General features: G+C 70.5%; 28 protein-coding genes. 18 read left to right on the top strand and 10 right to left on the bottom strand.

The genetic code is table 11. The features are described from left to right. Positions 1 to 2 precede the first annotated feature (2 nt). Both MWM08_RS00220 and MWM08_RS00215 read right to left on the bottom strand, forming a co-directional pair. Positions 3 to 329, bottom strand: a complete 327-nt coding sequence (locus MWM08_RS00220; protein WP_244457464.1) for a YnfA family protein — start codon at positions 327 to 329, stop codon at positions 3 to 5. 15 nt (positions 330 to 344) lie between these two features. Beyond that, positions 345 to 1,475, bottom strand: a complete 1,131-nt coding sequence (locus tag MWM08_RS00215; RefSeq protein ID WP_244457463.1) for a M20 family metallopeptidase — start codon at positions 1,473 to 1,475, stop codon at positions 345 to 347. A gap of 131 nt (positions 1,476 to 1,606) precedes the next feature. Here MWM08_RS00215 and MWM08_RS00210 point away from each other — a divergent pair, with 131 nt between their 5' ends. From MWM08_RS00210 to MWM08_RS00195, 4 genes are read left to right on the top strand one after another with little or no spacing between them, the layout of a single operon-like run. Then, positions 1,607 to 2,056 carry a MaoC family dehydratase gene (locus tag MWM08_RS00210; RefSeq protein ID WP_244457462.1) on the top strand — a complete coding sequence of 150 codons (450 nt, stop codon included), beginning with the start codon at positions 1,607 to 1,609 and terminating at the stop codon, positions 2,054 to 2,056. Position 2,057: 1 nt separating this feature from the next. Further along, on the top strand, positions 2,058 to 2,639 hold the full coding sequence (locus MWM08_RS00205; protein ID WP_244457461.1) for an LOG family protein: 582 nt from the start codon (positions 2,058 to 2,060) through the stop codon (positions 2,637 to 2,639). Then, entirely contained in the window at positions 2,636 to 3,553 is a 918-nt protein-coding gene (locus MWM08_RS00200; protein ID WP_244457460.1) for a bifunctional riboflavin kinase/FAD synthetase, read from the top strand. Before MWM08_RS00205 ends, MWM08_RS00200 begins: the two co-directional genes overlap by 4 nt. A 20-nt stretch (positions 3,554 to 3,573) precedes the next feature. Further along, positions 3,574 to 4,344: an SDR family NAD(P)-dependent oxidoreductase gene (locus tag MWM08_RS00195; protein WP_244457459.1), complete on the top strand. Its 771-nt coding sequence runs from the start codon at positions 3,574 to 3,576 to the stop codon at positions 4,342 to 4,344. Between the two features lie 33 nt (positions 4,345 to 4,377). Here MWM08_RS00195 and MWM08_RS00190 read toward each other — a convergent pair whose 3' ends face one another. Continuing rightward, positions 4,378 to 5,475: a mandelate racemase/muconate lactonizing enzyme family protein gene (locus MWM08_RS00190; RefSeq protein WP_244457458.1), complete on the bottom strand. Its 1,098-nt coding sequence runs from the start codon at positions 5,473 to 5,475 to the stop codon at positions 4,378 to 4,380. Between the two features lie 149 nt (positions 5,476 to 5,624). On the opposite strand from MWM08_RS00190, the gene MWM08_RS00185 reads away from it, so the two are divergent. Beyond that, the gene (locus tag MWM08_RS00185) at positions 5,625 to 7,349 is read left to right on the top strand and encodes a glycerol-3-phosphate dehydrogenase/oxidase (RefSeq protein WP_244457457.1); all 1,725 of its coding nucleotides are present in this window, start codon (positions 5,625 to 5,627) and stop codon (positions 7,347 to 7,349) included. An 88-nt stretch (positions 7,350 to 7,437) separates the two neighbouring features. Here the strand turns inward: MWM08_RS00185 and MWM08_RS00180 are convergent, their stop codons facing one another. The 3 genes from MWM08_RS00180 to MWM08_RS00170 form a co-directional block, all read right to left on the bottom strand. Further along, positions 7,438 to 8,415, bottom strand: a complete 978-nt coding sequence (locus MWM08_RS00180) for a Bug family tripartite tricarboxylate transporter substrate binding protein (protein ID WP_244457456.1) — start codon at positions 8,413 to 8,415, stop codon at positions 7,438 to 7,440. Positions 8,416 to 8,521: 106 nt separating this feature from the next. Next, positions 8,522 to 9,358 carry a sulfurtransferase gene (locus MWM08_RS00175; RefSeq protein ID WP_244457455.1) on the bottom strand — a complete coding sequence of 279 codons (837 nt, stop codon included), beginning with the start codon at positions 9,356 to 9,358 and terminating at the stop codon, positions 8,522 to 8,524. A gap of 10 nt (positions 9,359 to 9,368) precedes the next feature. After that, positions 9,369 to 10,745, bottom strand: coding sequence for an ABC transporter substrate-binding protein (locus MWM08_RS00170; protein ID WP_244457454.1), 1,377 nt, complete (start codon positions 10,743 to 10,745; stop codon positions 9,369 to 9,371). Between the two features lie 281 nt (positions 10,746 to 11,026). Between MWM08_RS00170 and rutA the strand changes: the two genes are divergently transcribed. From rutA to MWM08_RS00130, 8 genes are read left to right on the top strand one after another with little or no spacing between them, the layout of a single operon-like run. Then, the gene (gene rutA / locus MWM08_RS00165) at positions 11,027 to 12,091 is read left to right on the top strand and encodes a pyrimidine utilization protein A (protein ID WP_244457453.1); all 1,065 of its coding nucleotides are present in this window, start codon (positions 11,027 to 11,029) and stop codon (positions 12,089 to 12,091) included. A 3-nt stretch (positions 12,092 to 12,094) separates the two neighbouring features. Continuing rightward, positions 12,095 to 13,195 carry an ABC transporter ATP-binding protein gene (locus tag MWM08_RS00160; protein WP_244457452.1) on the top strand — a complete coding sequence of 367 codons (1,101 nt, stop codon included), beginning with the start codon at positions 12,095 to 12,097 and terminating at the stop codon, positions 13,193 to 13,195. Continuing rightward, positions 13,192 to 14,058, top strand: coding sequence for an ABC transporter permease (locus MWM08_RS00155; RefSeq protein WP_244457451.1), 867 nt, complete (start codon positions 13,192 to 13,194; stop codon positions 14,056 to 14,058). Before MWM08_RS00160 ends, MWM08_RS00155 begins: the two co-directional genes overlap by 4 nt. Beyond that, positions 14,058 to 14,882, top strand: coding sequence for an ABC transporter permease (locus MWM08_RS00150; protein ID WP_244457450.1), 825 nt, complete (start codon positions 14,058 to 14,060; stop codon positions 14,880 to 14,882). Before MWM08_RS00155 ends, MWM08_RS00150 begins: the two co-directional genes overlap by 1 nt. Positions 14,883 to 14,904: 22 nt before the next feature. Further along, positions 14,905 to 16,050 (top strand): ABC transporter substrate-binding protein, encoded by a 1,146-nt coding sequence (locus MWM08_RS00145; RefSeq protein ID WP_244457449.1) that lies wholly within the window; start codon positions 14,905 to 14,907, stop codon positions 16,048 to 16,050. 59 nt (positions 16,051 to 16,109) lie between these two features. Further along, positions 16,110 to 16,775 carry an isochorismatase family protein gene (locus tag MWM08_RS00140; protein WP_244457448.1) on the top strand — a complete coding sequence of 222 codons (666 nt, stop codon included), beginning with the start codon at positions 16,110 to 16,112 and terminating at the stop codon, positions 16,773 to 16,775. Between the two features lie 4 nt (positions 16,776 to 16,779). Then, a complete protein-coding gene (locus tag MWM08_RS00135; protein WP_244457447.1) occupies positions 16,780 to 17,691 on the top strand; it encodes a polysaccharide deacetylase family protein in 912 nt (303 codons plus the stop codon). Further along, on the top strand, positions 17,688 to 18,620 hold the full coding sequence (locus MWM08_RS00130) for a polysaccharide deacetylase family protein (protein WP_244457446.1): 933 nt from the start codon (positions 17,688 to 17,690) through the stop codon (positions 18,618 to 18,620). The genes MWM08_RS00135 and MWM08_RS00130 overlap by 4 nt, the downstream gene beginning before the upstream one ends. A 196-nt stretch (positions 18,621 to 18,816) precedes the next feature. On the opposite strand, the gene MWM08_RS00125 is transcribed toward MWM08_RS00130, so the two are convergent. From MWM08_RS00125 to MWM08_RS00110, 4 genes are all read right to left on the bottom strand, one after another. Then, the gene (locus MWM08_RS00125; protein ID WP_244457445.1) at positions 18,817 to 19,185 is read right to left on the bottom strand and encodes a hypothetical protein; all 369 of its coding nucleotides are present in this window, start codon (positions 19,183 to 19,185) and stop codon (positions 18,817 to 18,819) included. 133 nt (positions 19,186 to 19,318) lie between these two features. Then, entirely contained in the window at positions 19,319 to 19,522 is a 204-nt protein-coding gene (locus MWM08_RS00120) for a hypothetical protein (RefSeq protein WP_244457444.1), read from the bottom strand. A gap of 58 nt (positions 19,523 to 19,580) precedes the next feature. Then, on the bottom strand, positions 19,581 to 20,543 hold the full coding sequence (locus MWM08_RS00115; protein ID WP_244457443.1) for a Bug family tripartite tricarboxylate transporter substrate binding protein: 963 nt from the start codon (positions 20,541 to 20,543) through the stop codon (positions 19,581 to 19,583). Positions 20,544 to 20,618: 75 nt separating this feature from the next. Beyond that, entirely contained in the window at positions 20,619 to 21,548 is a 930-nt protein-coding gene (locus tag MWM08_RS00110; protein ID WP_244457442.1) for a threonine/serine dehydratase, read from the bottom strand. 116 nt (positions 21,549 to 21,664) lie between these two features. Between MWM08_RS00110 and MWM08_RS00105 the strand changes: the two genes are divergently transcribed. Genes MWM08_RS00105 through ptsP form a run of 5 tightly spaced genes read left to right on the top strand, consistent with a single transcriptional unit; the run spans position 21,665 to position 25,622 of the window. After that, positions 21,665 to 22,096 (top strand): HPr kinase/phosphorylase, encoded by a 432-nt coding sequence (locus MWM08_RS00105; protein ID WP_255751378.1) that lies wholly within the window; start codon positions 21,665 to 21,667, stop codon positions 22,094 to 22,096. Further along, a complete protein-coding gene (gene rapZ / locus MWM08_RS00100; RefSeq protein ID WP_244457440.1) occupies positions 22,096 to 23,034 on the top strand; it encodes an RNase adapter RapZ in 939 nt (312 codons plus the stop codon). Before MWM08_RS00105 ends, rapZ begins: the two co-directional genes overlap by 1 nt. After that, the gene (locus MWM08_RS00095; RefSeq protein WP_244457439.1) at positions 23,031 to 23,465 is read left to right on the top strand and encodes a PTS sugar transporter subunit IIA; all 435 of its coding nucleotides are present in this window, start codon (positions 23,031 to 23,033) and stop codon (positions 23,463 to 23,465) included. The genes rapZ and MWM08_RS00095 overlap by 4 nt, the downstream gene beginning before the upstream one ends. After that, complete coding sequence (locus MWM08_RS00090; protein WP_244457438.1) at positions 23,462 to 23,806, top strand: HPr family phosphocarrier protein; 345 nt, start codon at positions 23,462 to 23,464, stop codon at positions 23,804 to 23,806. Before MWM08_RS00095 ends, MWM08_RS00090 begins: the two co-directional genes overlap by 4 nt. Then, a complete protein-coding gene (ptsP, locus tag MWM08_RS00085; protein WP_244457437.1) occupies positions 23,796 to 25,622 on the top strand; it encodes a phosphoenolpyruvate--protein phosphotransferase in 1,827 nt (608 codons plus the stop codon). The genes MWM08_RS00090 and ptsP overlap by 11 nt, the downstream gene beginning before the upstream one ends. Positions 25,623 to 25,666: the final 44 nt, after the last annotated feature.

Below are 25,666 nucleotides of genomic sequence, written 5' to 3'. Positions count from 1 at the left end.
GGTCAGGCCGGCCGCGGCGCGAACAGGATGACCGCGGCCCCTGCCAGGCACAGCACCGCGCCCGCGGCATCCCAGCGGTCAGGGCGCATCCCCTCCATCCCCCACATCCAGGCCAGCGAGGCCAGGATATAGACGCCGCCATAGGCCGCGAAGGCGCGCCCGGCCGCCGCCGAATCGACCAGCGTCAGCAGCCAGGCGAAACCCGCCAGCAGCAGCGCACCGGGCACCAGCCACCAGGTGCTCGCCCCCAGCCGCAGCACCGCCCAGACGGCGAAGCAGCCGCCGATCTCGGCCGCTGCCGCCGCACCGTAGACGGCCCAGTTCCGCATCGGCGTGGCGCCTGCCTATTCGATCGTCTCGAGCAGTTCGCACAGCGTGGCGCAGCGCGGTGCCAGATCCTGCCACAGGATGTGCTCGAAAGGCGCATGCGCACCCGCGCCGGTACAGCCCAGGCCATCGAGCGTGGGGATGCCCAGCGCCGCAGTGAAGTTGCCGTCCGACCCACCGCCGCGATGCATCTTGGGCAGGTCGTAGCCATGCCGGGCGGCGATGCCGCGGGCCATGTCGTACAGCGCGGTGATGGCGGGCGTCTCGACCATGGGCGGGCGGTTCATCCCGCCGGTCACCGCGATGCGGATGCCGTCCTCCTCGCCCGCCAGGCCCAGGATGATGCGCTCGATACGCTCGCCCTCGGGAATGGAGGTGACGCGGCAGTCGATCTCGCAACCGGCCTCAGGCGGCACGACGTTGGGGCGTGTGCCGCCCCAGATCGGCGCGACATTCGTGGTGGTGCCGCCGGCCAGGTCCGTGAGGGCATGGATCTCCAGGATCTTGCGCGCGAGCGCCACCACGGCGCTGCGCCCATCCTGCCAGTTGCCGCCGGCATGGGCGGAGACGCCGTGCACGGTCATCACGAAGCGCCCCACGCCCTTGCGCGCGGTGACGCAGGCGCCGTTGCCGCCGCCGGCCGGTTCCGGGATCAGCACGGCGCGCGCGCCGGCCGCCGCACGTTCGATCGGCGCGCGCGACGTCGGGCTGCCGACCTCCTCATCCGGCGTGAGCAGCAGGATGATCGGGCGCTTCGTCGGCACCTTCTGGCGCAGGATCTCGCGCACGGAATGGAAGGCGAAGAAGGACCCCGCCTTCATGTCGTAGATGCCTGGGCCATGCGCCTTGGCGCCGTCGACGCGCCAGGGCATGGAGGATGCCAGCGTGCCGTGGTCCCACACCGTATCAAGGTGCCCAGCCACCACCACCGGGGCGCCCTGCCCCGGCGTACGTGCCACCAGCGTATCGCCGAAGCCGTCGGTGCCGGGGATGCGTTCGATGGCGGCGCCGGCCGCACGGAGTTCCGTCTCGGCACGGCCCACCAGGCCGTTCACGGCGGCCGCGTCGGTGGTGGGTGTCTCGTGCTCGACCCACTGGCGCAGTTCGTCCAGCAGGCGTTCGGAGGTGCCGATCTCGGTGCGCGGCATGGCGGTATTCCCTGGTACGGAGGCCCCGGTTCCTGCCAGCCGGGTTTTCCCTTGTCCATCCCGGACGGCCCCGGTAACGACCTTGCTGCAGCGCATCGAGGCTGCAGCGCATCGAGGGACCGCGACCGCCCATGCCCGAACTCTATTTCTTTGAGGATCTGACCGTCGGCCTGACCGCGAAATTCTCCAAGACCATCACCGAGGCCGACATCGTGTTGTTCGCGGCGGTCACCGGCGACACCAACCCGATGCACCTCGATGCCGAATACGCCGCCACCACCATCTTCAAGGAACGCATCGCGCACGGGATGCTGGCGGCGGGGCTGATCACGAAGGTGCTCGGCACGCAATTGCCCGGGCCGGGCACCATCTACATGTCGCAGTCGCTGAAGTTCCGCGCGCCGGTGAAGATCGGCGAGACGGTCACAGCCACCGTCGAGGTGATGGCCCTGCACCCCGAAAAGCACCGCGCCACGCTGCGCACCGTCTGCACCGTGAAGGGCGAGCCCGTGCTGGAAGGCGAGGCCTATGTTTCGGTGCCCTCGCGCGCCAGCCAGGCCCGCGCCGCGGCGGCGGAATAGTATGCGCCGCGTCTGTGTCTTCTGCGGATCGGCCGCCGGTGCGCGCCCGGAATACGCGCAGGAAGCCGAGGCTCTCGGCCGTGCCATCGCCGCGCGGGGTCTGGGCCTGGTGTTCGGCGGCGGGGCGGTCGGCCTGATGGGCATCGTCTCGCGCGCCGCGCTGGCCGCCGGCGCCGAGGTGACGGGCATCATCCCGCATGGCCTGGTGATGCGCGAGGCCGGCAACCGCGACCTGCCGGACCTGCGCGTGGTGGCGTCCATGCACGAGCGCAAGGCGATGATGGCCGAGATGTCGGACGGCTTCGTGGTGCTGCCCGGCGGCTACGGCACGCTCGAGGAAGCGGTCGAGGCGCTGACCTGGCTGCAACTCGGCATCCATCGCAAGGGCGTGGCCTTCGTCGATACGTTGGGCTTCTGGTCGCGCCAGATGGACATGCTGGACCACATGGTCGCGGAAGGCTTCCTGAAGCAGGAGATGCGGCGCATGGCGATGCTGGCGGCCAATGGCGAGAGCGCGCTGGATGCGCTGGCGGCCTTCGCGGCGCCCGACGTGCCACGCTGGCTGATGCCGGGGGAGGCATGATCCTCGAAGGCTGGACCGCCATTCCGGACGCGGCCCGCGGCACCGCCCTCGCCCTCGGCAATCTCGATGGCGTCCACCTCGGCCATGCCGCGGTGCTGCGGGCGGCGCACGCCGCGCGCCCCGACCTGCCGCTCGCCGCCCTCACTTTCGAACCACACCCGCGCGAGCATTTCCGCCCCGACGACCCGCCCTTCCGCCTGACGCTGCTGCCCGCCAAGGCGGCCGCGCTGGCCGCCGCCGGCGCCGCGCATGTCTTTGCGCTCCCCTTCGACGACACGCTTGCCGCCATGTCGGCCGAGGATTTCATCGAGCAGGTGCTGCACCGCGGCCTGGGCGCAAAGCACCTCGCCTGCGGCCCCGACTTCGCCTTCGGCCACCGCCGCGGCGGCGATGTCGCCTTCCTCCAGCGCGAGGCCGAGGCCCGCGGCATGGGCCTGACCATCGTCCCGCCCCTGCACCACGGCAACGAGGCCGTCTCCTCCACCCGCATCCGCCGCCTGCTGCAGGACGGCTACCCCGACCACGCCGCGGAGAAGCTCGGCCGCCCCTGGGAGATCCGCGGCGAGGTGGTGCACGGCGACAAGCTCGGCCGCGTGCTCGGCTGGCCGACCGCGAACATGTGGCTCGGCCGGCACCTCGAACCCGCGCGCGGCGTCTACGCCGTGACGGTTGCGCTGCCCGATGGGCGCGAAGCAAAGGGTGTCGCGAATATTGGCCGTCGCCCCACACTGGGCGGAGACCCGCAGACGCGGCTCGAGACCTTCATCTTCGACTTCGCCGGCGACCTCTACGGGCAGGAGATCGGCGTGCGCCTGGTGCATTTCCTGCGCGCCGACGCGAAATTCGCGGGCCTCGAGGAACTGAAGACCGCGATCGCCGAGGATGAGCGCCAGGCGCGCGCCATGCTCGGCTGAACCACGCGCGGGAGGGTCGCATGAGGCTGCAGGACAAGGTGGTGGTCGTCACCGGCGGCGCCTCGGGCATCGGCCGCGCCATCGCGGTGCTGTTCGCGCGCGAGGGTGCGAAGGTGGTGATCGGCGACGTGACGGAAACGCCGCTCGAAGGCGGCGCGCCGACGCGTGAGGTGATCGCGCAGGCCGGCGGCACGGTCCGCTTCCTCCGCTGCGACGTCGCCGCCTGGGAAGACGTGGACGCGCTGGTGGGCAGCGCGGCGGCGGAGTTCGGCCGGCTGGATGTGATGGTGAACAACGCCGCCATCCGCGGCGACGGCAAGCCGCTGCTCGAGACGACCGAGGCCGACTGGGACCGCGTCATGGCGGTCAATGCGAAGGGCGTATTCTTCGGCTGCAAGCGGGCCGTGCAGCAGTTCCTCACGCAGGCGCCGGTCAACGAGGTGCGTGGGCGGATCGTCAACATCTCCTCCCAGCACGGCATGGTCGCGGCACCTGGCAAGATCGCCTACGGCACCGGCAAGGCGGCGGCCGCCTACATCACGAAGCAGGTCGCGGTGGACTATGCAAAGCAGGGCATCGTCTGCAACGCGGTCGCACCCGGCCGCATCCTGACCGGCAGGCCGGCCGGTGCCGGCACCGACGCCATGGAATACTCCACCATGCGCACGCCGATGCCGCGGCTCGGCCGCCCGATGGACGTGGCGCAGGCCGCGCTGTTCCTCGCGAGCGACGAGGCGACTTACCTTACCGGCCACAACCTGCTCGTCGATGGCGGGTGGATGGCGTTCTGACCGGACGTGGTGCCTCCGCGTGGCGGGTGAAACCTAGCGCAGCACGAAGTCGCGCAGCACCTCCGGCTTGAAGACCAGGCCGTGACCCGGCGTCTCGGGGGCCATGATCATGCCGTCGCTGATGGTCGGCAGGTTGATGAAGACATCGTCCAGCAGCCCCATCTGCTCCGCCCAGATCCCGTTCGGGATCGACGCCAGAAGGTGGACGTTCAGTTCCGGGAACAGGTGCGGTGCGATCGTCACGCCATGGGTGTCGGCGAGTGTCGCGATCTTGCGCAGTTCGGTGAATCCGCCGCGCATCGGGTCTGGCTGCAGGATCGGGATGCGCCCGCGCTCCAGCAGCGGCAGCAGGTCGGCGCGGCCGAAATGCGTCTCGCCGCCGACCACGCGCATGTCGAGCATCTGCGCGCAGCGTTGGTAGCCGGCGTAGTCGTCGGCCAGCACCGGTTCCTCCAGCCAGTAGACGTCGTGCTCCTGGATGCGGCGGCCGGCATGGATCGCCTGGTCCGCTGTCCAGCCCATGTTCACGTCGATCATGATCTCGATGTCCGGCCCGAGCGCATCGCGCATCGCGCGCACATTCGCCACATCGGTGCGCCAGTCGCCGACATGCGCGACCTGCATCTTGATCGCCTTGTAGCCCTGCGCGACGAAGTGCTGCGCCTTCGCGATCATGCCGGCGCCGCGCGACCCGCGAAAGCAGCCGCTGCCGTAGATCGGGATCTCGCTTCGGTAGTGCCCCCACAGCCGGTGCAGCGGCAGCCCGGCGGCCTTGCCCACCACGTCCCAGAGCGCGATGTCGATGGCGGATTGCGCCATCATGGCCACGCCGCCGCGCCCGCCGGTGAGTGTCGCGCGCCACAGGTCTCGCCAGATGGCCTCCACCGCGGTGGCATCGCGCCCGATGATGCGCGGCGCCATGGCCTCGTCGATGCAGGCGCCGATGGTCCGCTGCAGCGGCAGGTTGAGCAGGTGCAGGTAGCCCATGCCGGCCAGGCCGCTGGCCGTCACGACGTCCACCACCACCAGGTCGCGCGTCGGCCCCAGCGCATGGCCGGCGAGCCAGGGGTCATCCGCCCAGGGCATGCGCAGCAGGCTGGTACGCACCTCGCGGATGGTCAGGTCGGCCATGGCATATTCCTCCGTTGCGCGAAGCCTGCGCGCGGCGCCCCCGGGCGGCAACCCCGGCGCGGCCCCTGGCCCGGGCCGCGAGTCCTACAGCGGCATTGTTGCCTGACCAGATGATTTCATCCGATCGGGTTCTGCTCTACTCACACCGCATGCGCGACCTCTCCCGCCAGGCGGTGATCGACAGGCTGCGCCAGGACCCCTCGGTCGAGGTCCTGGTGATCGGCGCCGGCATCAACGGCGCGGCGGTCTTCCGCGAACTCGCACTGAATGGCGTGCGCGTGCTCTTGGTCGACCGGGGGGATATCGCCGAGGGCGCGTCCTCCGCCCTGTCGCGGATGGTGCATGGCGGGCTGCGCTACCTGGAGACCGCCGACTTCGCCCTGGTGCGCGAGGGTGCCACCGAACGCAACCGCCTGCTACGCAACGCGCCGCATCTGGTCGGGCCGCTGCGTACCGTGGTGCCGCTGTACGACCTATGGGGCGGTACGCTGGCGGCGGTGGCGCGCTTCTTCCGCCGCCCGGTGCAGGCGGGCCGGCGCGGCGCGGTTCTCGTGCGCATCGGACTTGCGTTGTACGACTGGCTCGGCCGGCGGGAGCGCACCATGCCGCGGCACCGGATGCTGGGGCGCGACGCCGCGCTGGCGGCCATGCCGGGGCTGACGCGCAGCATCGCCTCGGCGGCGGAATACTGGGATGGCTGGGTGGCGCATCCGGAGCGCATCAACCTCGAGCTGGTGCTGGATGCGCTGCACGCCGCGCCGCTGGCCGAGGCGCTGACCTACGCCGCGGCGGAGGGCATCGGTGCCGAGGGCGTGACGATCCGCGATGGCACTACCGGCGAGACCCTGCGCATCGCCCCGCGCCTCGTGGTGAACGCGGCTGGCGCCTGGATCGACCGCGTCAACGCGCCCATGGGCATCAACCAGCGCATGATCGGGGGCACCAAGGGCTCGCACCTGGTGATCGACCACGACGGGCTGCGTGCCGCGCTGGGCGACGCGATGCTGTATTTCGAGGCGCCGGACGGGCGCACCTGCATCGTCTTCCCCTATCTCGGCAATGTGCTGCTCGGCACCACCGATATCCGCGTGGAGGACGCCGACGGCGTCCACTGCACCGAGGCCGAGGTCGACTACCTGCTCGCCGTCCTGCACCAGGTGCTGCCGAACCTCGCGATCGGGCGCGAGCACATCCGCTTCCGCTATTCCGGCGTGCGCCCGCTGCCGCATGTCGATGCCGCCACGCCCAGCATGATCCCGCGCAGCCACAGCCTGGTGGCGAGCGAGGCGACGCCGCAGCGCCCGTTCCCTGTGCTGTCCATGGTCAGCGGCAAGTGGACCACGTTCCGTGCCTTCGGCGAGCAGGCCGCGGACGAGGTGCTGCGCCGGCTTGGTCGTGTGCACGCCACCGGCACCCAGGCGCTGCCGATCGGCGGCGGTGCCGGCTTCCCCGCCGACCGGGCGGCCTGGCTGCGCGAGGTGGCGCGCGAGACGGGAATCGCGGAAGCGCGAATCGATGCGCTGCTGGCGCGCTACGGCACCCGCGCGCGTGACGCGGCGCGCGCCATCGCCGCCGGCCCTGACGCGCCGCTCGCGACCCTGCCTGACCATTCGACCGGCGAGATCGCTTGGATCGCGCGCGGCGAACTCGTTACCCGTCTCTCCGACGTGATCCTGCGCCGCACCCTGGTCGCGCTGCGCGGCCAGGCGAGCGAGGATGCGGTACGCGAGGTCGCCGCCGTGCTGGCCGACACGCTCGGCTGGTCGCCGCACCGCCGCGCCGCGGAGGAAGCCACCACCCTCGCCGTGCTGCGCGACCGCCACGGCGCTGGTCAGCCGATGGGCGCGACGCAGCCTGTCTCGGCGATGCCTTAACCGTACATACGGCCCGCGCGGGCGATGATCCTCAGCGAGCCCGGCAGCAGGGCGATGCGCGAGCCGACGACAGGCGGCGGGCGGCCGATCAGTCCACGCGGGCGCCGCTGACGCGGATGATCTCCCCGTAGCGTTCGCGCTCCGCGCGCAGGAAGGCGCCGAACTGCTCCGGCGTCATCGACAGTGGGTTCGCCCCCATCTGCGCGAGTTGTGCGAGCACCGCGGGGTCCGCGACCATCGCGCGCAGGATGGCGTTCATGCGCGCCACGATCGGCGCCGGCGTGCCGAGCGGCGCGGTGAGGCCGAACCAGGAGATGATCTCGTAGCCTGGCACGCCCGCCTCGACCATGGTCGGCAGTTCGGGAATGACCGACAGACGTTCGCTGCTGGTAACCGCCAGGCCACGCACCGCGCCCGAGCGCACATGCGGCAGGATCTGCGGCAGGTTGTCGAAGGCGATCTGCACGCGTCCGCTCAGCAGGTCCGTCAACATGGCCGCACCACCGCGATAGGGCACGTGCACGATGTCGACGCCGGCGCGCATCTTGTAGAGCTCACCCGCCAGGTGCACCGATCCGCCGGCGCCGGCCGACCCGAAGTTCAGCGTTCCGGGTCGTGCCTTCGCGAGTGCGGTCAACTCCGCGATGGAAGTTGCTGGCACGGAAGGGTGCACCACCGCGATTGAAGCGATCGACGCGAAGGCGCCGATCGGCGCGACATCGCTGATGCCGTCATAACCCGGCGTGGGGAACAGGATGGGGCCCGTCACGTGCGTGGATGGCGCGGCGAAGGCCAGGGTGTAGCCATCGGGTGCGGACCGCACCGCCACCTGCGTGCCGGTAGTGCCGCCGGCGCCGCCGCGATTCTCGACAACCACGGGCTGGCCGAGCTCTGCCTGCAGGCGCTGCGCCACCATGCGGCCCATCACGTCGGTAAGGCCGCCGGGCGGGAAGGCCACCACCAGGCGAACCGGGCGGTTCGGCCAGGGGGCGTCCTGCGCAAGGGCGGGCGCGGTGAGCAGCCCGGCGGGAAGCAGCGCAAGGCTGCGGCGGTGCAGGCGAGTCATGCGGTCGGTTTCCAGAAAGCGAGGGGTCGCGCTAAGCGTAGGATCGTCGATGGCATTACGACGATTAGCATCCGGCGTGCCAGCCTGGGCATCCCGCGCCGGGTGTTCAGCCCGGCATGGCACCGATCGTGACAGGGCGGTTCGGATCGGCGCTCCAGGCCGACCACGAACCCGGGTACATGGCTGCCGTCACGCCGATAGACGCCAGCGCCGCCACGCCATGTGCCGCCGAGATCCCGGCACCGCACGTCACGCCGATGGGCCGGCTGCCATCGGCGCCGAGCGCGCCGAACAGATGCCGCAGCGTCGCGGCATCCAGGAAGGCGCCGGCTTCGGTCAGCGCATCGGCGGCAGGCGCGCTGACGCTGCCGGGGATATGGCCGCGCGGCGCCTGGCCGGGTGCTGCCGCGCCGCCGATGTAGTTGCCGCGGATACGCGTATCGAGCAGCACGCCGTCACGCGCCATTGCCGCAGCCGCATCGGCATCCAGCACTGGCATGTGGCCGGGCGAGAGTGCGACCTCGCTGGCCGCGGGCGCGCCGGGCGTCGTGCTCACCGGCAGGCCGGCGGCGGACCAGGCGGGGAAGCCGCCATCCAGCAGCCGCACGTCGCCGAGCCCAGCCCAGCGCAGCACCCACCAGCCGCGCGCGGCGGTCAGGCAGCGGTCGTGGTCATACAGCACCACAGGCATGTCATGGCGCAGGCCCCAGCGGCGCGCATTCGCCTGCAGCGCCCCGGTATCCGGCAGAGGGCGGCTGCCGCGCGTGCCCCCGCCGGGTGCGGCGAGTTCGCTCGGCAGGTCGATGTCGATCGCGCCCGGGATGCGCGGCGCAGCGGCATGCTCCGGCAGGCGCGGGTTGCGCACCGCCATGATCGCGACGGGCGCGGCGAGCCGTGCGGCCAGCGACGCGGCGGTGACGAAGACGCGGTCGCGTGGGTCCATGCGATATTCCTCAGCCGATCGTCAGCACGCCGCGATGGTCGAGCGACATCGGCGGCGCATCCGGCCGCGCGGCAAAGCACTCGACCGGGTGGAAGAGGTACAGCCAGGGCGGGTTTTCGTGCAGCCGGCGCAGGCAGCGCGCATAGGCCCCGGCGCGCGCATCGATGTCCATGGTGCGGTTGGCGGCCGCGATCATCGGCTCCAGCACCGGGTCGTCGAAGCCCTGCCACCACTGGCCCTGTACGGTGGAGGAGACCTTGTCGTTCAGCACGCGGAAGGTCGAGGCCGGGGAACTGTCGAAGATCGCGAGGTCGCCGATCTGCCCGCGCCCCACCTGGCGCGCGTATTCGGGGCGGTCGGCTTCCGTGTCGATGCGCACGGAGATGCCGATGCGCGCCAGGTCATGCGCGATCATCTCGCTGATCCGTGGTGCGCGTTCGGGCATGTGCAGCGGCGTGCGGATCAGCAATTCGCCGGTCACGCGCGCTTCGTCGAACAGCCGGCGTGCCGCGTCGCGGTCGTGGCGGATGGGTTCCAGCGCTGCCTCGCGATGGCCGAGGTGGAAAGGGCTGACCACGGTCGATGCCGGTACCGCCAGGCCGTGGAACACCGTGTCGATGATGGCCGGCACGTCGACCGCGTGGTTCACTGCCCGCCGCGCCGCTGGGTGCGTGAAGGCGCCGCGGCGGCAGTCGAGGTAGTACATCACCGACAGTGTGTTCGCCGCATGGCCCCAGCGCAGCGTGGCATCGCGCAGGCCAGGGTGCGCCAGACGCTCGAGGTTCGCGGCGACATCCGCACCGCCCTCGGCCACCATGCGGTGCCGCGCCTGCGCATCGGGCACCGCAACCATGCGCAGGCGTGTGCCGGGCGCCTCCGTCGCTTCCAGCAGGGCATGGGACCCGGCAGCGTGGTCCAGCACGCGATACGGCCCGGTGCCGAGCGTCATGGCGCCATCCGGCGCCGCACGCATGACGAAGAATTCGGCCAGTATCTCCGGCAGGTCCGCGAGGGGTTCGGGCGTCGAAATCGACAGCATCCCAGGCCCCTCGGGCGTGATGCGCGCATGCGCCAGGTAGCGCGCATAGGGCCAGGGCATGCCGAACATGTCGATGCCGCGCAGGTGGGCGGCGATGGTCTCGGCCACATCATCGGCGGTGCAGGGGCTGCCGTCGTGGAAGGTGGCGTCGCGGCGCAGCGCGAATTGCCAGGCGCGGCCGCCATCGTCATGCGCCCAGGCGGCAAGCAGGCCAGGTTCAACACGCCCGTCGCGCCAGCGGCAGAGCGGTTCGAAGACCAGGGAGCGCAGCGTCAGGATGGAGGTGTCGTCCGTGACGCGCCCGAGCGGCAGGAAGTCCACGCGTTCGAGCGCCAGCGTCAACACCATGCCGTCCTGTCCCCCCGTGGCCGCACGCCCCGCCGCCGGGGTTGCGCGACCTTATCCATGACAGGCGATCAATTTCCACCGGGACGGGCAGGCGCGGATCACGAAGCCTGGAAGATGCCCGTTTTGTCGGCACGAAGCCGAAATCCGCGCAACGAATCGGCGGATGCGGCGTACCTTGACTCATTTTTACGCAACTTGCGGGTGCTGGCGGGTTGTTCGCCCTTTCACCGCGCGCCTAGCCTTGGGTCCCACGGACAACGGGGGCGGCGATGAAGCTCGGCGTGTTTCTTCCCATCGGGAACAATGGCTGGCTGATCTCCAGCACCTCCCCGCAGTTCATGCCGAGCTTCGAGCTCAACCGCGACGTGACGCTGAAGGCGGAGCGCTTCGGCTTCGATTTCGCGCTGTCGATGATCAAGCTGCGCGGCTTCGGCGGGCCGTCGCGCTACTGGGACTTCAACCTGGAGAGCTTCACGCTGATGGCGGGCCTCGCGGCCGTGACCACGCGCATCAAACTGTTCGCCTCGGTCGCGGTGCTGTCGATCCCGCCGGCGATCATCGCGCGCATGGCGGCGACGATCGATTCCATCAGCCCCGGGCGCTTCGGCGTGAACATCGTGACCGGCTGGCAGAAGGCCGAATACGAGCAGATGGGCATCTGGCCGGGTGAGCAGCATTTCGCGCGGCGCTACGAACTGGCCGAGGAATACGCGACCGTGTTGCGCGACCTGTGGTCGACCGGAGTGTCCGATCACAAGGGCGAATTCTACCAGATGACGGATTGCCGCGTGGCGCCGACGCCGGCGGGGCATATCAGCCTGATCGCCGCCGGGCAGTCGAACCGCGGCATGAAGTTCGCGGCCGAGCACGCCGACTACAACTTCATCAGCGCCGGCGGCATCAACGATGTGAGCCAGGTTGCGCCCCACACGCAGCGCCTGCTCGCCGCGAACGCCGAGGCGGGGCGCGACTGCGAGGCGATGCTGCTGATGATGGTGATCGCCGACGAGACCGACGCGGCGGCGATGGCGAAGTGGGACCACTACGTCGCCGGCACCGATACCGAGGCGCTGGCCTGGCGCGATTCGCAGGCGGCCGCGGACGTGAAGGCCGAGGCGCATTCCACCGTGGGCCGCATGGTGCGGTCCGACCGGGTGCCCACCAACATGCTGCGACTGATCGGGTCCTACGAGACCATCGCGAGGCAGATGGACGAGCTCGCTGACATTCCGGGCCTGGCCGGCGTGATGCTGACCTTCGATGACTTCCTGATCGGCATGGAGCAGTTCGGTACGCGCATCATGCCGCTGATGAAGTCCCGCCTGCCCGTCACGCAGGCGGCCTGAGCGATGCCCGAGGCGCCGATGCCCGGTGGTCCGATCATCGCGCAGCTCGACCTGGAGCTGCGGGGCATCCGCAAGCGCTATGGCAGCTTCGTCGCGGTGGACGATGTATCGCTGAAGGTCGAGAAGGGGCAGTTCGTCTGCCTGCTCGGCCCGTCCGGCTGTGGCAAGACCACGACGCTGCGCTGCGTGGCGGGGCTCGAGGAACCCGATGACGGGGATATCCTGATCGGCGGGCGCCAGGTGACCGGCGACCCGCCCTGGAAGCGCGACATCGCGATGATGTTCCAGGACTTCGCGCTGTTCCCGCACATGTCTGTGGCCAAGCAGGTCGGCTTCGGGCTCGAGATGCTGAAGAAGCCGCGCGCGGATATCGCGAAGCGCGTGGCGGAGGTCCTGGCCGCCTTCGAGATCACGGCGCTGGCGGAGCGCCGCCCTGCGCAGCTCTCGGGCGGGCAGAAGCAGCGCGTCGCACTTGCGCGCGCGATGATCACCGAACCGCGCATCCTGCTGCTGGATGAGCCAATCGGCGCGCTGGACTATTCGCTGCGCGAGACGGTGATGCTGGAGCTGAAGGCGCTGCAGAAGCGCACCGGCATCTCGTTCATCTGGGTCACGCATGACCAGAACGAGGCCTTTTCTCTCGGCGACCACGTGGTGGTGATGAACCACGCGAAGATCGAACAGCAGGGATCGCCCGACGAAGTGCTGTCGCGCCCTGCCACCGCCTTCGTCGCGGGCTTCATCCAGGGCAACAACGTACTGCGCGGCAAGGCCGGCGCGGCGGATGCCGGCGTGCTGCCAGTCGACACTCCCGATGGCCGCTTCCTCGTGCCGCTGGCGGGTCGCGCCGCGCCGATGCCGGGGGCGGAGGTGTCCTTCTCGATCCGCGCCGAACTGGTGCAGGAAGGCGAGCCGCTGGACAACGCTATCAGCGCGCGCTGCACCACGGTCGAGTTCTTCGGCGCTTATCGCCGCCACGTGCTGGAAAGCGCTACAGGCGTGGTGCTCAAATACGACCAGTTCGGCGCCGCGAAGCAGCGTCTGCGGGAGGGCGAGACCACCACCCTCGCCTGGCGCACCAAGGATGCGGTGCTGCACGCATGAGCACCATCCGCATCCGCTCCGCGGCCGCCTTCTGGCTCGCGGTACCGGCCGGCACCTGGATGCTGGCAGCGGTGGTGGTGCCGACGCTGCTGATCCTGTGGGTGTCCTTCTGGGGCGGGCGGGCCTTCAGCGCGAGCAGCCCGCTGACCTTCGACAACTACATCCGCTTCTTCTCGAACGCGTCGTATCTGCGCCTGGTGGGCAGCACCTTCCTGCAAGCCGCGACGCTGATGGCGATCTGCGGCACGCTCGGCTACTGCATCGCCTACTTCCTGGTCTGCAAGGTGACGAACGGGCGCTGGCGCACCGCGCTTTTCCTGGCCTTCATCATCCCGTTCTGGACCTCCACGCTGATCCGCGCGATCGCCTGGGTGCCGTTCCTCGGCGTGAACGGCGTGATCAACCAGGCGCTGATGGGGATGGGGCTGACGTCGCGCCCGATCGAGGTGTTCCTGTACTCCATGACCGGCGTGACCATGGCGCAGGTGTCGCTCTACACCATGCTCGCCGCGGGGCCGGTGGTGTACATGCTGGCCAGCATCCCGCCCGCGCTGCGCGAGGCGGCGATGACGCTGAAGGCGCCGCCGGTCACGGTATTCCGGCGCATCGTGTTTCCGCTGACGCTGCCCGGCGTGGTGATCGGCCAGGTGCTGGTCTTCCTGAACGTGATGGCGGATTTCGCCACCGTCGCGACCATCGGCGGCAACAAGTATGCGCTGCTCGGCAACCTGGTGCTGAACTTCTACGAAGGCTCGCAGCTGCGCTTCGCCGCGGTGGCGGCGGTGCTGCTGATGGGCTGCATGCTGGCCGGCGTGGTGCTGGCGCTGCGCGTGGTCGACATCCGCAAGCTCGGTGCGCGCTGATGCTGCACTGGAAGACACGTTCGCGCCTGACCGGATGGGTGCTCGGCACCGTGATGGGGCTGTTCCTGCTGTACCAGTGGTTGCCGATGCTGGTTCTGGGGCTGCTGTCGTTTGCGGGCCCCACGGGCGGCACGACCTTCCCGATGAATGGTGTGTCGCTGCACTGGTACCGGGAGCTGTGGGACGCCTCCATCATGAACGACTTCAAGCCGCCGCTGCTGCGGTCGTTCATGCTGGCGCTGGCGTGTTCGCTGACCACGGTGGTGCTGTCGGTCACCGCGGCGCAGGCGGTGCGTGGGCAGTTCCGCGGGCATAACCTGTTCTTCTACCTGCTGCTGCTGGGCATCATGGCGCCCGGCATCCTGGTCGGATTCGGCTTCGCGCTGATGATGCGCATGCTGGGCATCGACCCGTCCTGGGACACCACGGCCTACATCACGCATGTCTCCTGGACGCTGCCCTTCGGCTTCCTGACCATGCTCGCGGTGTTCAACCGCTTCGATCCGCGGCTCGAGGAAGCGGCGCTGACGTTGGGTGCGTCGCGCCTCACCACCTTCCGCCGCATCACCCTGCCCATCGTGCTGCCGGGCGTGATCGGCGCGGGGCTGTTCGGCTTCTCGCTGTCCTATGACGAATATCCGCGGTCGCTATTCACCACTGGCGCGGACCTCACGCTGCCGCTCGCGGTGATGGCGCAGCTCGACCGGCAGTTGACGCCCGAACTGTATGCCATCGGCACAACGACCACGGTGTTCTCCTTCCTCGCCATCGGCGTCTTCACCTTCGCCTTCTGGGCGCTGCGCCGCCGCGTCCAGCCCCGCTGACCCCAACAAGGAGCCACGCATCATGACGATCGGACGTCGCCATCTGCTCGGGGCCACCGCCGCCGGCCTCGCCATGCCCTCCATCGCGCAGGCGCAGGCGCGGCAGTTGAACCTGGCCGGGGCCTCCTTCGACATGCGTGAACCCATCCTGCGGGAATTCGCGCGGCGGACGAACATCACGCCGCGGCCCTGGGTGAACCCGTCGACGCAGGCGCGCATCGACCGCGTGCGCACCGCGCCGGTCGACTGCATCACCACCGACGCGCCCTTTGCCGCCTATGGCAATGGCGAACGGTTGACGCAGCCGATCGATGTCTCGCGCATCCCGAACTGGTCCAAGATGCATCCGCTGCTGAAGGATGGCCGCGCCACGCCGACCAGCCCACTGGGTCTCGGCGCCAATCCGGGGCGCATGATGTACACCTCGGATGCGAAGACGCAGGCGATCTTCATGCCGACCTTCTTCCAGATGGACAGCATCGGCTACAACACGCGCCACGTCGAAGCCGTGAACAACGAGCTGTCCTGGGGCGAGCTGTTCAACCCGAAATACCGCGGCAAGGTCGCGCTGTTCGGCATCGACTGGCTGGGCATGCTGGACGCGGCGCTGGGGATGAAGGCGCTCGGCCTGATCGACCCGGCCGATATCTCGAACCTGACCAACCGCGAGGTCGACACCGTCGTCGCCTTCCTGATCAGCAAGAAGCGCGAGGGGCATTTCCGCGCGCTCTGGCGCGCCTATGGAGAACTGGTGAACCTGATGGCGTCCGAGGAAGTCTGGATCGCCGATGCCTGGTGGCCGGTGGTGGTGGAAGTCGCCGGCAAGGGCATTCCCGTGCGCTACGCGGTCGCGAAGGAAGGCTACCGCGCCTGGTGCCAGGGCCAGGCGATCTCGGCTACCACGCGCAACCTCGACGCCTGCTACGAATGGCTGAACTTCTGGCTGGAAGGCTTCGCCGGCGCGCGGCAGACCGAGATCGGCTACTTCTCCAGCATCGACACCTACGGCCAGTACCTGCCGCCGGAACTCATCCGCCAGGTCTATGGCGGCGAGGGTCGCGACGGCGGTTCGCTCGAGGATCGTTCGCAGCGTGTGTATGTGTGGAACACGCGCCCGTCGAACCTGGAATACTACACGGAGAAGTGGAACGAGTTCCTGGCGGCGTAGCCCCTTGCCAATCGCGCGCCGGCGCGCAGACTCCGCACCGGCAGCGCAAGGCAGGACCGATGATCGAGGACGGCAAGACCGCACGGCAGCTCTACACCGAGTTCAAGGCTGCGCCGACCCGCCGGCGCTTCGGGTTCGGCCGGCGCGCCGCGGTCGTGAACATCGACGTGCAATGCGCCTACACCCAGCCGCAGACCTACGTCACCGCCTACGAGACCGACCCGCGACAGATCGAACACATCAACGCCGTGAGTGCTGCCATCCGCGCGCGCAACTGGCCGGTGGTCTGGACCTACGTCGCGTATCTTCCGAGCGGCGAGGATTGCGGCGTCTGGGGCACCCGCACCGACACGCCCGACAGCCTGCAGAACATCAAGGAAGGCTCGCCCCGCGCGCAGTTGGATCCGCGCACGCAGCGCGCGGCGACCGACATCGTGTTCAACAAGCGCATGGCGTCCGCCTTCTTCGAAACCCACTTCCGGTCGCTGCTGACCTTCCACCGCATCGACACCGTGATCGTCACCGGCGGGTCGACCTCCGGCTGCGTGCGCGCCACCGTGGTGGATGGCCTGTCCTGCGGCTTCCGCATGATCGTCCCGGAGGAATGCGTGGCCGACAAGCACGAGAGCCCGCATTTCGCGAACCTGTATGACATGGCGGTGAAATACGCCGATGTCATGCCGGTGGCCGACGTGCTGGCCGCCATTCCCACGCTGGAGGGCTGACGCCATGCTCAAGGAACAGCAGCACTATGACTACATGCCCTGGCGGCGCCGGCCGAAAATCACCTGGCCCGGTGGGGCGCGCGTGGCCTTCTGGGTCGCGCCGAACATCGAGCACTACGAACTCTACCCGCCGCCCAATCCGCGCCGCCCGCCCTGGCCGCGGCCACTGCCCGATGTCACCGGCTATTCCTGGCGCGACTACGGCAACCGCGTCGGCTTCTGGCGCATGGCCGATGTCATGGCGAAGCACCGAGTGCGCGGCTCCGTCAGCCTCAACGTCGCCGTCTGCGACCACTACCCCGAGATCATCGAGCGCTGCTGCGAGCTCGAATGGGAGCTGTTCAGCCACGGCACCTACAACACGCGCTACTTCTACGGCATGACCGAGGACCAGCAGCGCGCGGTCATCCGCGAGAACCGCGAGACCATCCTGCGCGCCTCCGGCCAATCACTCGATGGCTGGCTCACCCCCGCCATCTCGAACGACGAAGCGACGCAGCACATCCTGGCGGAGGAGGGCATCAAGTACACGCTCGACCTGCTGCACGACGACCAGCCGACACCCATCCGCACGCGCTCGGGAAAGCCGCTGGTGTCGATCCCGTATTCGCTCGAAGTGAACGACGTGCCGCTGCTGGTCATGCGCAACACGCCGCCCGACCGCTTCGCCGCCATCTGCAAGGCGCAGTTCGACCAGCTGTACGAGGAAGGCGCGGAGTCCGGCACCGTCATGTGCATGCCGCTGCACCCCTTCCTGATCGGCCAGCCGCACCGCATCGCCGCATTGGACGAGGTGCTTCGCCACGTCACCGGCCACGACAAGGTCTGGCTCGCGACCGGGCGCGAGATCGCCGCGCACTACACGCAACACCACCTGGCCGCACACCAGGCGTGGATCCAGGAGGGCACGCCATGAGCGGCCTGCCGGCGGACTACCTCGACTACCCGCTGCGCAAGCGGGGGATGGACCACGACATCTATCCCTACCGCGCGCTGCCCACGGCGAAGCCGGTGCAGTGGCCGGGCGGGGCGCGCGTGGCGCTCTGGATCACGGTGCATGTCGGGCATTTCCCGATGGACATGCCGCTCAAGCCCTTCATCGCACCGGGCGGGATGGAACGCCCCTACCCGTCCTTCTGGGACTACACGCAGCGCGACTACGGCAACCGCATCGGCATCTATCGCATGATGAAGGCGATGGCGGCGCGGAACCTCAAGGCCACCGCGCTGCTCAGCGCCGCGCTGGCGCCGCTCTATCCGGTGCTGATGGACGACATCGCCGCCGCCGGGTGGGAACCAGCCTGCGCCGGCCTCGACATGGGCCACCTCCACCACGGCCAGGTGCCCGAGGCCGAGGAAGCCGCCACCGTGAAGCAGGCCGCCGCCCTTCTGCGCGCGCGCTTCGGCGATGCCGTGCGCGGCTGGCATTCCCCCGCGCATTCGGAATCGCCGCGTACGCTCGACCTGGTCGCCGCCGAGGGCTTCGACTGGACCAGCGGCTGGCTGAACGACGACATGCCGTATTCCATGGCGACGTCGTCGCGCCCGCTGCTGGCCATGCCGCTGCCGCAGGACCTTGCGGACCAGAAGATGCTGCAGCAGCAGAACATGGCGACCGAGGATTTCTGCCAATCCGTCCTCGCCGCGCATGCGGCGCTCGATGCCGAGGCGGCCGCCACGGGCGGCGCGCGCATCCTCACGCTGTCGGTGACGCCCTGGCTGATGGGCCAGCCGCACCGGATCCGCGCCTTTGGGGCGATGCTCGATGCCATCATGGCGACGGGCAGCGTGTGGAACGCGACGGGCGCGGAGATCGCGCAGGCTTGGCAGGCGCAGCAAGGCTGACCTGACGGTAAGGGCCGCACCGATCGCGGCCCTGGCCGGCCCCTGGCGAAGTCGCCTTCACCACTTGCGCGGCGGCGGCGGCGTGCAAGGCCGGCGGCCGCGAGCGCGCGTCGCGGGCGCACCGCCGCCGGAATGGCCGCGACGTTCCTGCCGGCCGGGGGCGCTTTGGTCGCGGCGCCCGCCGCTGTCCTTCGGCCTATCGCGCGGCGGGCGGCGTCGCGGGTTGCGCCGGTGCGCCCTGCCCGGTCATGCGCTCGCCCTGCCGCGCCGTCCATTCGCCAGCCCCCTGCATCTGCTGGCCGGACCAGCGCAGCGCGCGCCCGATGGCGGATCCGCTATCCTCGGCGGCGCGTTCCAGCGCCTGGCCAGTCTGCTCGGCCGCGCGGTCCACGGCCGCGCCGGCGCGCTCGCCGAGGCCCGGCTGACGCGCCGCGGTGGCGTCGTTGGGCGCCGGCGTCGCCGTGGCGCCGGGCACGGGCACCGGTGGCGGCAGGCTGCCCGTGCTCTGTGCCAGAGCAGGCGCCGCGGCGACGGCGAGGAGAAGGGCGGCAGGGATCACGCGCATCGTGGGTCTCCGACGGTACCCGGCGTCTGCGCGCCGGCGTCCAGCAGATGATGCCGCGCCGCGATGGCGACAACGGGGCACCCAAGAACCGCCAAAAGGACGAAGAAATGGTGTGCGCGGCGCTCCGCGCGGGTCAGTCCCCGAAGGCCCATTCCCCGGCGCGGCGCAGCCGCCGCCCGGTCCAGTCCGCCGCGCGTTCGAGCGCCGACCCGGTGCGCCGCGCGCCACGTTCCACCGCCGCACCGCTTCGCTTGGCGGCGCGTTCCACGGCGCGCCCGCTGCGCTGCACGGCGCCCTCGCGGGCCGCCGCCGGCAGGGCCGTGGAGCAGGCCATCATGGCCAGGATCAACGCGCGCCGCTTCATGCACCGAAATTGGGCAGCACCGCGCGCCGGGTCAAGCGTCCAGCCGTATGCCCAGCTCACGGATCAAGGGCCGCCACAGCGCGTTCTCGGCCGCCACGAAGGCGTCGAACTCCGCCGCCGACCAGGCGTTGGTCTGGATGCCGAGGGCGCGCATGCGGCCCTGCACCTCCTCCGAGGCCACCGCGCGCACAATCTCGGCATTGAGGCGCGCGACCACCGGCAGGGGCACGCCGCGCGGCACGCTGATGCCCTGCCAGCCCACCGCCACTGCGTCGTGGCCCAGCTCGCGCAGCGTTGGCACGGCGGGTGCCTCGGCGGTGCGCGACTCGCTCAAAACCGCCAGGGCGCGCACGCGCCCGTCACGGATGAAGGGCAGCCCGGTCGCGGTGTCGATCATCACCAGGTCGACATTGCCGCCGAGCAGGTCCTGCATCGCCGCTTGGCCGCCGCGATAGGGCACGTGTTCGGCAGCGAGGCCCGAACGCCGCTTCACCAGTTCCATCGCCAGGTGATGGGGGGATGCAACGGCCGGGCTGCCGTAGGTCGGCGCCCGCGTGCGCGACGCCGCCAGCAGCGCAGCGAAGTCCGCGAACGGCGCATCGGCCCGGCACACGATGTAGAGCGGGAAGCGGCCGATGAAGCCCACGCCTGCGAAGTCGCGGTCCGGATCATAGGGCAGGCGCCCATATAGCGCCGGGTTGTAGACCAGGATGCCGTTGTCCACGTGCATCCAGGTGTGGCCATCGGCCGGCGCACGGGCGGCGGTCTCGCTGGCCAGCACCGCGCCGCCGCCGGGCCGATTCTCCACCACCACCGCCTGGCCCAGGCGCGGCGCCATCTGCGCGGCCAGCAGCCGGGCGAAAATGTCGGACGGCCCGCCGGCCGGGTAGCCGACCACCAGGCGCACCTGACGATCGGGCCAGGCGCCCTGTGCCCGCGCCAGGCCCGGCGCCGCGGCCAGCCCCAGCGCACCCAATCCGCGACGTCCGATCATGGCGCAGCCCATCCTTCGCATCGGGGGGCAATCTAGGGGCTACGCCGCCGCGGCCAAAGGGGCCGCGCCCGCGCGTCAGGCCGTGACCGACCCCGGGTCGCAATTGGCGCCGCAGACCACCACGCCGATGCGCGCGCCCTTCGGCGCCGCGAAGGAACCCGACAGCACCGCCGCCAGCGCCGTCGCGCCACCCGGTTCGGCCACCACCCGCAGGCGGTTCCACAACCAGCGCTGCGCGTCGCGGATGGCGTCGTCCTGCAACATCACGCAGCGCCCGCCATGATCCATCATGATGGCGAAGGCGAGCGCGCCGGCACGCTTGGCGCCCAGGCTGTCCGCCGCGATCCCGCCCGAGGGCACGTCCACCGGCTGCTTCATCATGCCGGCGAGGAACAGCGTCGGGCATTCCTCCGGCTCGACGATCACCAGCGTGGCCCGGTCCCGGTACCACGATGCCATGCCGCCATAGAGCCCGCCGCCGCCCGCCGCCACGGCCACGTGGGTCAGGTCGGGGGCATCGGCCTCGAACTCCATCGCAACGGTGCCCTGGCCGGCCAGGACCTCCTCCTGGTCATAGGCATGCACCAGCAGCGCGCCGGTCTCGGCGGCGCGGGCCTCGCTGGCCCGGCGGGCCTCGTCATAGGCGGCACCACCGACCGTCAGCGTCGCGCCTGTCGCGGCGATCCGGGCGCGCTTGGCCTCGGGCGTGATCTCCGGGACGAAGATCTCCGCCCTGACCTTCAGAACCTTTGCGGCATGCGCCACCGCCAGGCCATGGTTCCCGCCCGAGGCCGCGACCACCCCGGCCGGCGGCACCTTGGCCGACAGCATCCGGTTGAAGGCCCCGCGCGGCTTGAACGACCCGGTGACCTGCAGCTGCTCGAGCTTCAGCACCAGCGGGTTCTCGAGCCCCGTCTCCGATGGCGGGATCGTGATGACCGGCGTGCGCCGGATATGGGGGGCGATGCGCTCGGCGGCGGCGCGGATGTCGTCCTGGGTCGGCATGGCGGGAGGGTGGCATCGGCCCCGGCCGGCGTCCATCGGGGGGCGGCGAAGCTGGCGCTTTTCCGGGTGCCCCATTTCTGCCATGGTCCGCCGCCTGACGGGATGACCCAGCTGGGATGCGTATCCACGGAAGCTGCGTTGCGCGCGATGGTTCGGCCGTGCTGCTGCTGGGTCCCCCCGGCGCCGGCAAGTCGGACCTTGCGCTGCGATTGATGGATCGGGGCTTCGATCTGGTGGCGGATGACCAGGTGCTGCTGGACGGCCTCGCCGTGCGCGCACCCGAAGCCCTGCGCGGTCTTCTCGAAGTGCGGGGCCTGGGCATCTTCCAGGCGCTGCCGGTGGCCGACGACGCCAGCCTCGCGCTGGTGGTGGACCTGGTCGCGCCCGCCGACGTGGTGCGCCTGCCGCTGCCCGCCGCCTGGCCGCCGGCCGGAGTGCCGCGCATCGCGCTGCATGGGTTCGAGGCGTCGGCCTGCGACAAGCTGGCCTGGGCGCTCGATGCCGCGACCGGGCGCCGCGCCCAGCGCGCCGGGGCCTTCGCGGCCTGATGGACATGCCCCTTCCCGCGCGCCGCCAGGTGGTGCTGGTCACCGGCATGTCCGGGGCCGGCAAGGCCTCGATCCTGCGGGTGCTCGAGGACCTCGGCTATGAGACCGTCGACAACCCGCCGCTCGGCGTGCTCGAGGCGCTGGTCGGCGACGGCGACCAGCCGCTCGCCGCGGGGGTGGACACCCGCACGCGGGACTTCGACCCGCAAGCGGCGATGCGCCTGCTCGAACGGCTGCGCCTGCGCCCGGACATCTCCGCGACGCTGGTGTTTGCCACGGCGGAGCCCGATGTCCTGCTGCGCCGCTACACCGAGACACGCCGGCGGCACCCCATGGCGCCCGGCGGCCCGCTCGGCGCCACCGTGGCCGACGGTATCGCGCGGGAGGCCGCGCTGATGGCGCCCCTGCGCGAGACGGCCGAACTGCTGGTCGATACCTCCGACCTGCCGCTGCCCGACCTGCGCCGCATGATCGAACGCCGCTTCGGCGTGGAAGGCGCGCCGGGCATGGGCGTCTCGGTGATGTCCTTTGCCTTCCCCAAGGGCCTGCCGCGGGAAGCCGACCTGGTCTTCGACCTGCGCTTCCTGCGCAATCCGCATTACGTGGACGCGCTGCGTCCACTGACCGGCCGGGACCCAGCGATCGCCGCCTTCATCGAGGCCGACCCCGACTTCGCGTCCTTCTGGCGCTGCATGACCGAAATGCTCGCGCCGCTCTTGCCGCGTTATGCGCAGGAGGGGAAAAAGTACCTGACCATCGCGCTCGGCTGCACCGGCGGAAAGCACCGCTCGGTCCTGGCGGCGGAGCGCTTGGCGCACCATTTGCTCTCACAGGGCTGGCGGGTGGAACTGTTCCACCGCGAGCTGCCGGCCGGCGCGGCGGGGTCGCGTGCCGCGGGTCGGGAAGCGGGGCGGGAGGCCCTGACACAGGTATCATGATCGGGATGGTTCTGGTCACCCACGGCCGCCTGGCCGAGGAGCTGCGGCACGCCATGGAACACGTGGTGGGGCCCCAGCAGGCGGTGGCGACGGTCTGCATCGGCCCCGAGGACGACATGGAGCACACGCGCGCCGACATCCGGCGGTCGATCGATGCGGTCGACCAGGGCGATGGCGTGGTGGTGCTGACCGACATGTTCGGCGGCACGCCGTCGAACCTGGCGATGCAGATGACCGGCCCCGGCCGGCCCATCGAGGTGCTGGCCGGCGTCAACCTGCCGCTGCTGGTCAAGCTGGCCAAGCTGCGCGGCACGGAACCCCTGGCCGAGGCGGTCGACCACGCCATGGCCGCAGGGCGGAAGTACATCGCCAGCGGCAAGGATGTCGCGGCCGGCGCGCCGACGCGCCCCAACGGAGGAGGCGGCCAATGAGCGAACGGTCCGACGGCGCCGACCCGACGATCGCCACCGATGCCTGCGGCTGCGACCCCGGCCCCTCGGGCCTGGTGCTGCGGCGCACGGTGCGCATCCCCAACAGCCGCGGCCTGCACGCGCGCGCCGCGGCCAAGCTGGTGACGACCGCCGAGCGCTTCTCCGCCTGCATCAACGTGCTGCGCAACGGGGAGAGCGTGCCGGCCTGTTCCATCATGGGCCTGATGATGCTGGGCGCCGGCCAGGGCGCCGAGATCATGATCGAGGCCGAGGGCTGGGACGCCAAGGAAGCGCTCGAGGCGGTCGCCGGCCTGTGCGAGGCCGGCTTCCATGAAGACTGAGCCCCCCAAGGCCAAGGCGAAGTCACGCGGGCGCGAGGTCGCGATCCCTGGCATCGCCGTCTCGCCCGGGGTCGCGATCGGGCAGGTCTTCGACACCTCCGACCCGCCAGCGGAAGCGCCGCGCCGGCGCATCGCGGCCGAGGCGATCGAGGCCGAGCGCGCCAAGCTGGCCGCCGCGATCGCCTTCTCCCGCAAACAGATCAGCAAGCTCAAGACCCGCATCGGCGTGCTGCCGGAGGAAGCGCAGGAGGAGATCTCCCCGCTGCTCGACGCGCACCTGATGATGCTGGGCAATTCCCGGCTGATCCGCGGCGCGCGCAAGCGGATCGAGACCGAGTTGCTGGGCGCCGAGACCGCGGTCGGCGACGAGGCCGAGGGCATCATCGCCGCGATCCAGGCGATCAAGGAGGACGACAAGGCGGGCCTGGCGCGCCGCGCGGCCGAGGTGCGCGACATCGCCCGTCGCCTGGTGCGCAACCTGACCGCAACACCCTTCCGCAGCCTCAAGGACCTGCCCGAGGGCTGCATCCTGGTGGCCGAGGAACTGACGCCCGCGGATGCCGCGCTGCTCGACCCCGCACGCATCGCCGGCGTCGCGACCGAGGAAGGCGGCGCCGATGGCCACACCGCCATCATGCTGCGCGCGCTGGGCATTCCGGCGGTGCTCGGGGCCCATGGGCTGACGGAAGCCGCACAGCGCGGCGATGCGGCGGTGCTCGACGGCGCGGCCGGGCGTGTGGTGCTGCATCCCACCGCAGCGACGCTGGCCGAGGCGAAGGATCGGCTCGCCGCCTTCGCCCGCGAACGCACCAAGCTCGGCAAGCTGCGTCGCCTGCCGGCCGAGACCACCGATGGCGAGCAGGTGGAACTGCAGGCGAATCTCGAGATCCCGCAGGAACTGCCGCTGATCGCGCAGGCCGGCGCGCAGGGCATCGGCCTGCTGCGCACCGAGTTCCTGTTCATGAACCGCGAGGACCTGCCCGACGAGGACGCGCAGGTCGAGGCCTATACCCAGGTGGTCGATGCGATGGAGGGCTTGCCGGTCACCATCCGCGTGCTCGACTGGGGCGGCGAGAAGGACATGGAGGCGCTGGCCGAGGGCGTGGTTCCGGTCCATGCCGGCGGCAACCCGGCGCTGGGGCTGCGCGGGCTGCGCATGCTGCTGAAGCGCCCGGAACTGCTGGAGGTTCAGTTCGCGGCCGTGCTGCGCGTGGCTTCGGCCGGCGCCGATGGCAATGTGCGGCTGCTGCTGCCGATGGTCACGGTGCCCGAGGAAGTGCGCCAGGCGCGCGAGATCTATGAACGCGTGGCCCGCCGCCTGCGCCGCCGCGGCGAACGCCTGCCGGAAAAGCTGCCACCGCTCGGCGTGATGATCGAGACGCCGGGCGCTGCGCTGGCCGCGGACGCCATCGCGCTGGAGGCCGACTTCTTTGCCATCGGCACCAATGACCTGGCGATGTACACGCTGGCGGTGGACCGCGCCGAGGCTGAGGTCTCGCACCTGTACGACCCGCTGCACCCGGCCGTGCTGCGCCTGGTGCAGTTCGCGACGGAAGCCGCGCTGCGGCTGCGCATGCCGGTGTCGATCTGCGGCGAGATGGCGGGCAATCCGCTGCTGACGCCGCTGCTGCTGGGCCTCGGCGTGCGAACCTTCTCGATGAATGCGTCGTCGATCCCGCGCGTGAAGCAGGCCGTGCGCGCGCTGGACATCGGCGGCTGCGCCCGCTTTGCGCGCCGCGTGATGGAGCAATCCGACCCCGCGCGCATCCGGGAACTGGTGGCGGGCTTCGCGGAGGGCGTGACGGAGCGCGCCTGATCACCAGGGGGAAGAAGTGGCAGCGCCGCTGCGTTGGGCTGGCA

Source organism: Roseomonas fluvialis (assembly GCF_022846615.1).
GTDB lineage: Bacteria > Pseudomonadota > Alphaproteobacteria > Acetobacterales > Acetobacteraceae > Neoroseomonas > Neoroseomonas fluvialis.
The sequence above is the reverse complement of the archived record's forward strand: the minus strand, read 5'-3'. Positions and strand labels throughout refer to the sequence as shown.

Excerpts from the sequence above, each read along its gene's own strand:
- MWM08_RS00220 (WP_244457464.1), bottom strand. The coding sequence starts at position 329 with ATGCGGAACTGGGCCGTCTACGGTGCGGCGGCAGCGGCCGAGATCGGC.
- MWM08_RS00215 (WP_244457463.1), bottom strand. The coding sequence starts at position 1,475 with ATGCCGCGCACCGAGATCGGCACCTCCGAACGCCTGCTGGACGAACTG.
- MWM08_RS00210 (WP_244457462.1), top strand. The coding sequence starts at position 1,607 with ATGCCCGAACTCTATTTCTTTGAGGATCTGACCGTCGGCCTGACCGCG.
- MWM08_RS00205 (WP_244457461.1), top strand. The coding sequence starts at position 2,058 with ATGCGCCGCGTCTGTGTCTTCTGCGGATCGGCCGCCGGTGCGCGCCCG.
- MWM08_RS00200 (WP_244457460.1), top strand. The coding sequence starts at position 2,636 with ATGATCCTCGAAGGCTGGACCGCCATTCCGGACGCGGCCCGCGGCACC.
- MWM08_RS00195 (WP_244457459.1), top strand. The coding sequence starts at position 3,574 with ATGAGGCTGCAGGACAAGGTGGTGGTCGTCACCGGCGGCGCCTCGGGC.
- MWM08_RS00190 (WP_244457458.1), bottom strand. The coding sequence starts at position 5,475 with ATGGCCGACCTGACCATCCGCGAGGTGCGTACCAGCCTGCTGCGCATG.
- MWM08_RS00185 (WP_244457457.1), top strand. The coding sequence starts at position 5,625 with ATGCGCGACCTCTCCCGCCAGGCGGTGATCGACAGGCTGCGCCAGGAC.
- MWM08_RS00180 (WP_244457456.1), bottom strand. The coding sequence starts at position 8,415 with ATGACTCGCCTGCACCGCCGCAGCCTTGCGCTGCTTCCCGCCGGGCTG.
- MWM08_RS00175 (WP_244457455.1), bottom strand. The coding sequence starts at position 9,358 with ATGGACCCACGCGACCGCGTCTTCGTCACCGCCGCGTCGCTGGCCGCA.
- MWM08_RS00170 (WP_244457454.1), bottom strand. The coding sequence starts at position 10,745 with ATGGTGTTGACGCTGGCGCTCGAACGCGTGGACTTCCTGCCGCTCGGG.
- MWM08_RS00160 (WP_244457452.1), top strand. The coding sequence starts at position 12,095 with ATGCCCGAGGCGCCGATGCCCGGTGGTCCGATCATCGCGCAGCTCGAC.
- MWM08_RS00155 (WP_244457451.1), top strand. The coding sequence starts at position 13,192 with ATGAGCACCATCCGCATCCGCTCCGCGGCCGCCTTCTGGCTCGCGGTA.
- MWM08_RS00150 (WP_244457450.1), top strand. The coding sequence starts at position 14,058 with ATGCTGCACTGGAAGACACGTTCGCGCCTGACCGGATGGGTGCTCGGC.
- MWM08_RS00145 (WP_244457449.1), top strand. The coding sequence starts at position 14,905 with ATGACGATCGGACGTCGCCATCTGCTCGGGGCCACCGCCGCCGGCCTC.
- MWM08_RS00140 (WP_244457448.1), top strand. The coding sequence starts at position 16,110 with ATGATCGAGGACGGCAAGACCGCACGGCAGCTCTACACCGAGTTCAAG.
- MWM08_RS00135 (WP_244457447.1), top strand. The coding sequence starts at position 16,780 with ATGCTCAAGGAACAGCAGCACTATGACTACATGCCCTGGCGGCGCCGG.
- MWM08_RS00130 (WP_244457446.1), top strand. The coding sequence starts at position 17,688 with ATGAGCGGCCTGCCGGCGGACTACCTCGACTACCCGCTGCGCAAGCGG.
- MWM08_RS00125 (WP_244457445.1), bottom strand. The coding sequence starts at position 19,185 with ATGCGCGTGATCCCTGCCGCCCTTCTCCTCGCCGTCGCCGCGGCGCCT.
- MWM08_RS00120 (WP_244457444.1), bottom strand. The coding sequence starts at position 19,522 with ATGATGGCCTGCTCCACGGCCCTGCCGGCGGCGGCCCGCGAGGGCGCC.
- MWM08_RS00115 (WP_244457443.1), bottom strand. The coding sequence starts at position 20,543 with ATGATCGGACGTCGCGGATTGGGTGCGCTGGGGCTGGCCGCGGCGCCG.
- MWM08_RS00110 (WP_244457442.1), bottom strand. The coding sequence starts at position 21,548 with ATGCCGACCCAGGACGACATCCGCGCCGCCGCCGAGCGCATCGCCCCC.
- MWM08_RS00105 (WP_255751378.1), top strand. The coding sequence starts at position 21,665 with ATGCGTATCCACGGAAGCTGCGTTGCGCGCGATGGTTCGGCCGTGCTG.
- rapZ (WP_244457440.1), top strand. The coding sequence starts at position 22,096 with ATGGACATGCCCCTTCCCGCGCGCCGCCAGGTGGTGCTGGTCACCGGC.
- MWM08_RS00095 (WP_244457439.1), top strand. The coding sequence starts at position 23,031 with ATGATCGGGATGGTTCTGGTCACCCACGGCCGCCTGGCCGAGGAGCTG.
- MWM08_RS00090 (WP_244457438.1), top strand. The coding sequence starts at position 23,462 with ATGAGCGAACGGTCCGACGGCGCCGACCCGACGATCGCCACCGATGCC.
- ptsP (WP_244457437.1), top strand. The coding sequence starts at position 23,796 with ATGAAGACTGAGCCCCCCAAGGCCAAGGCGAAGTCACGCGGGCGCGAG.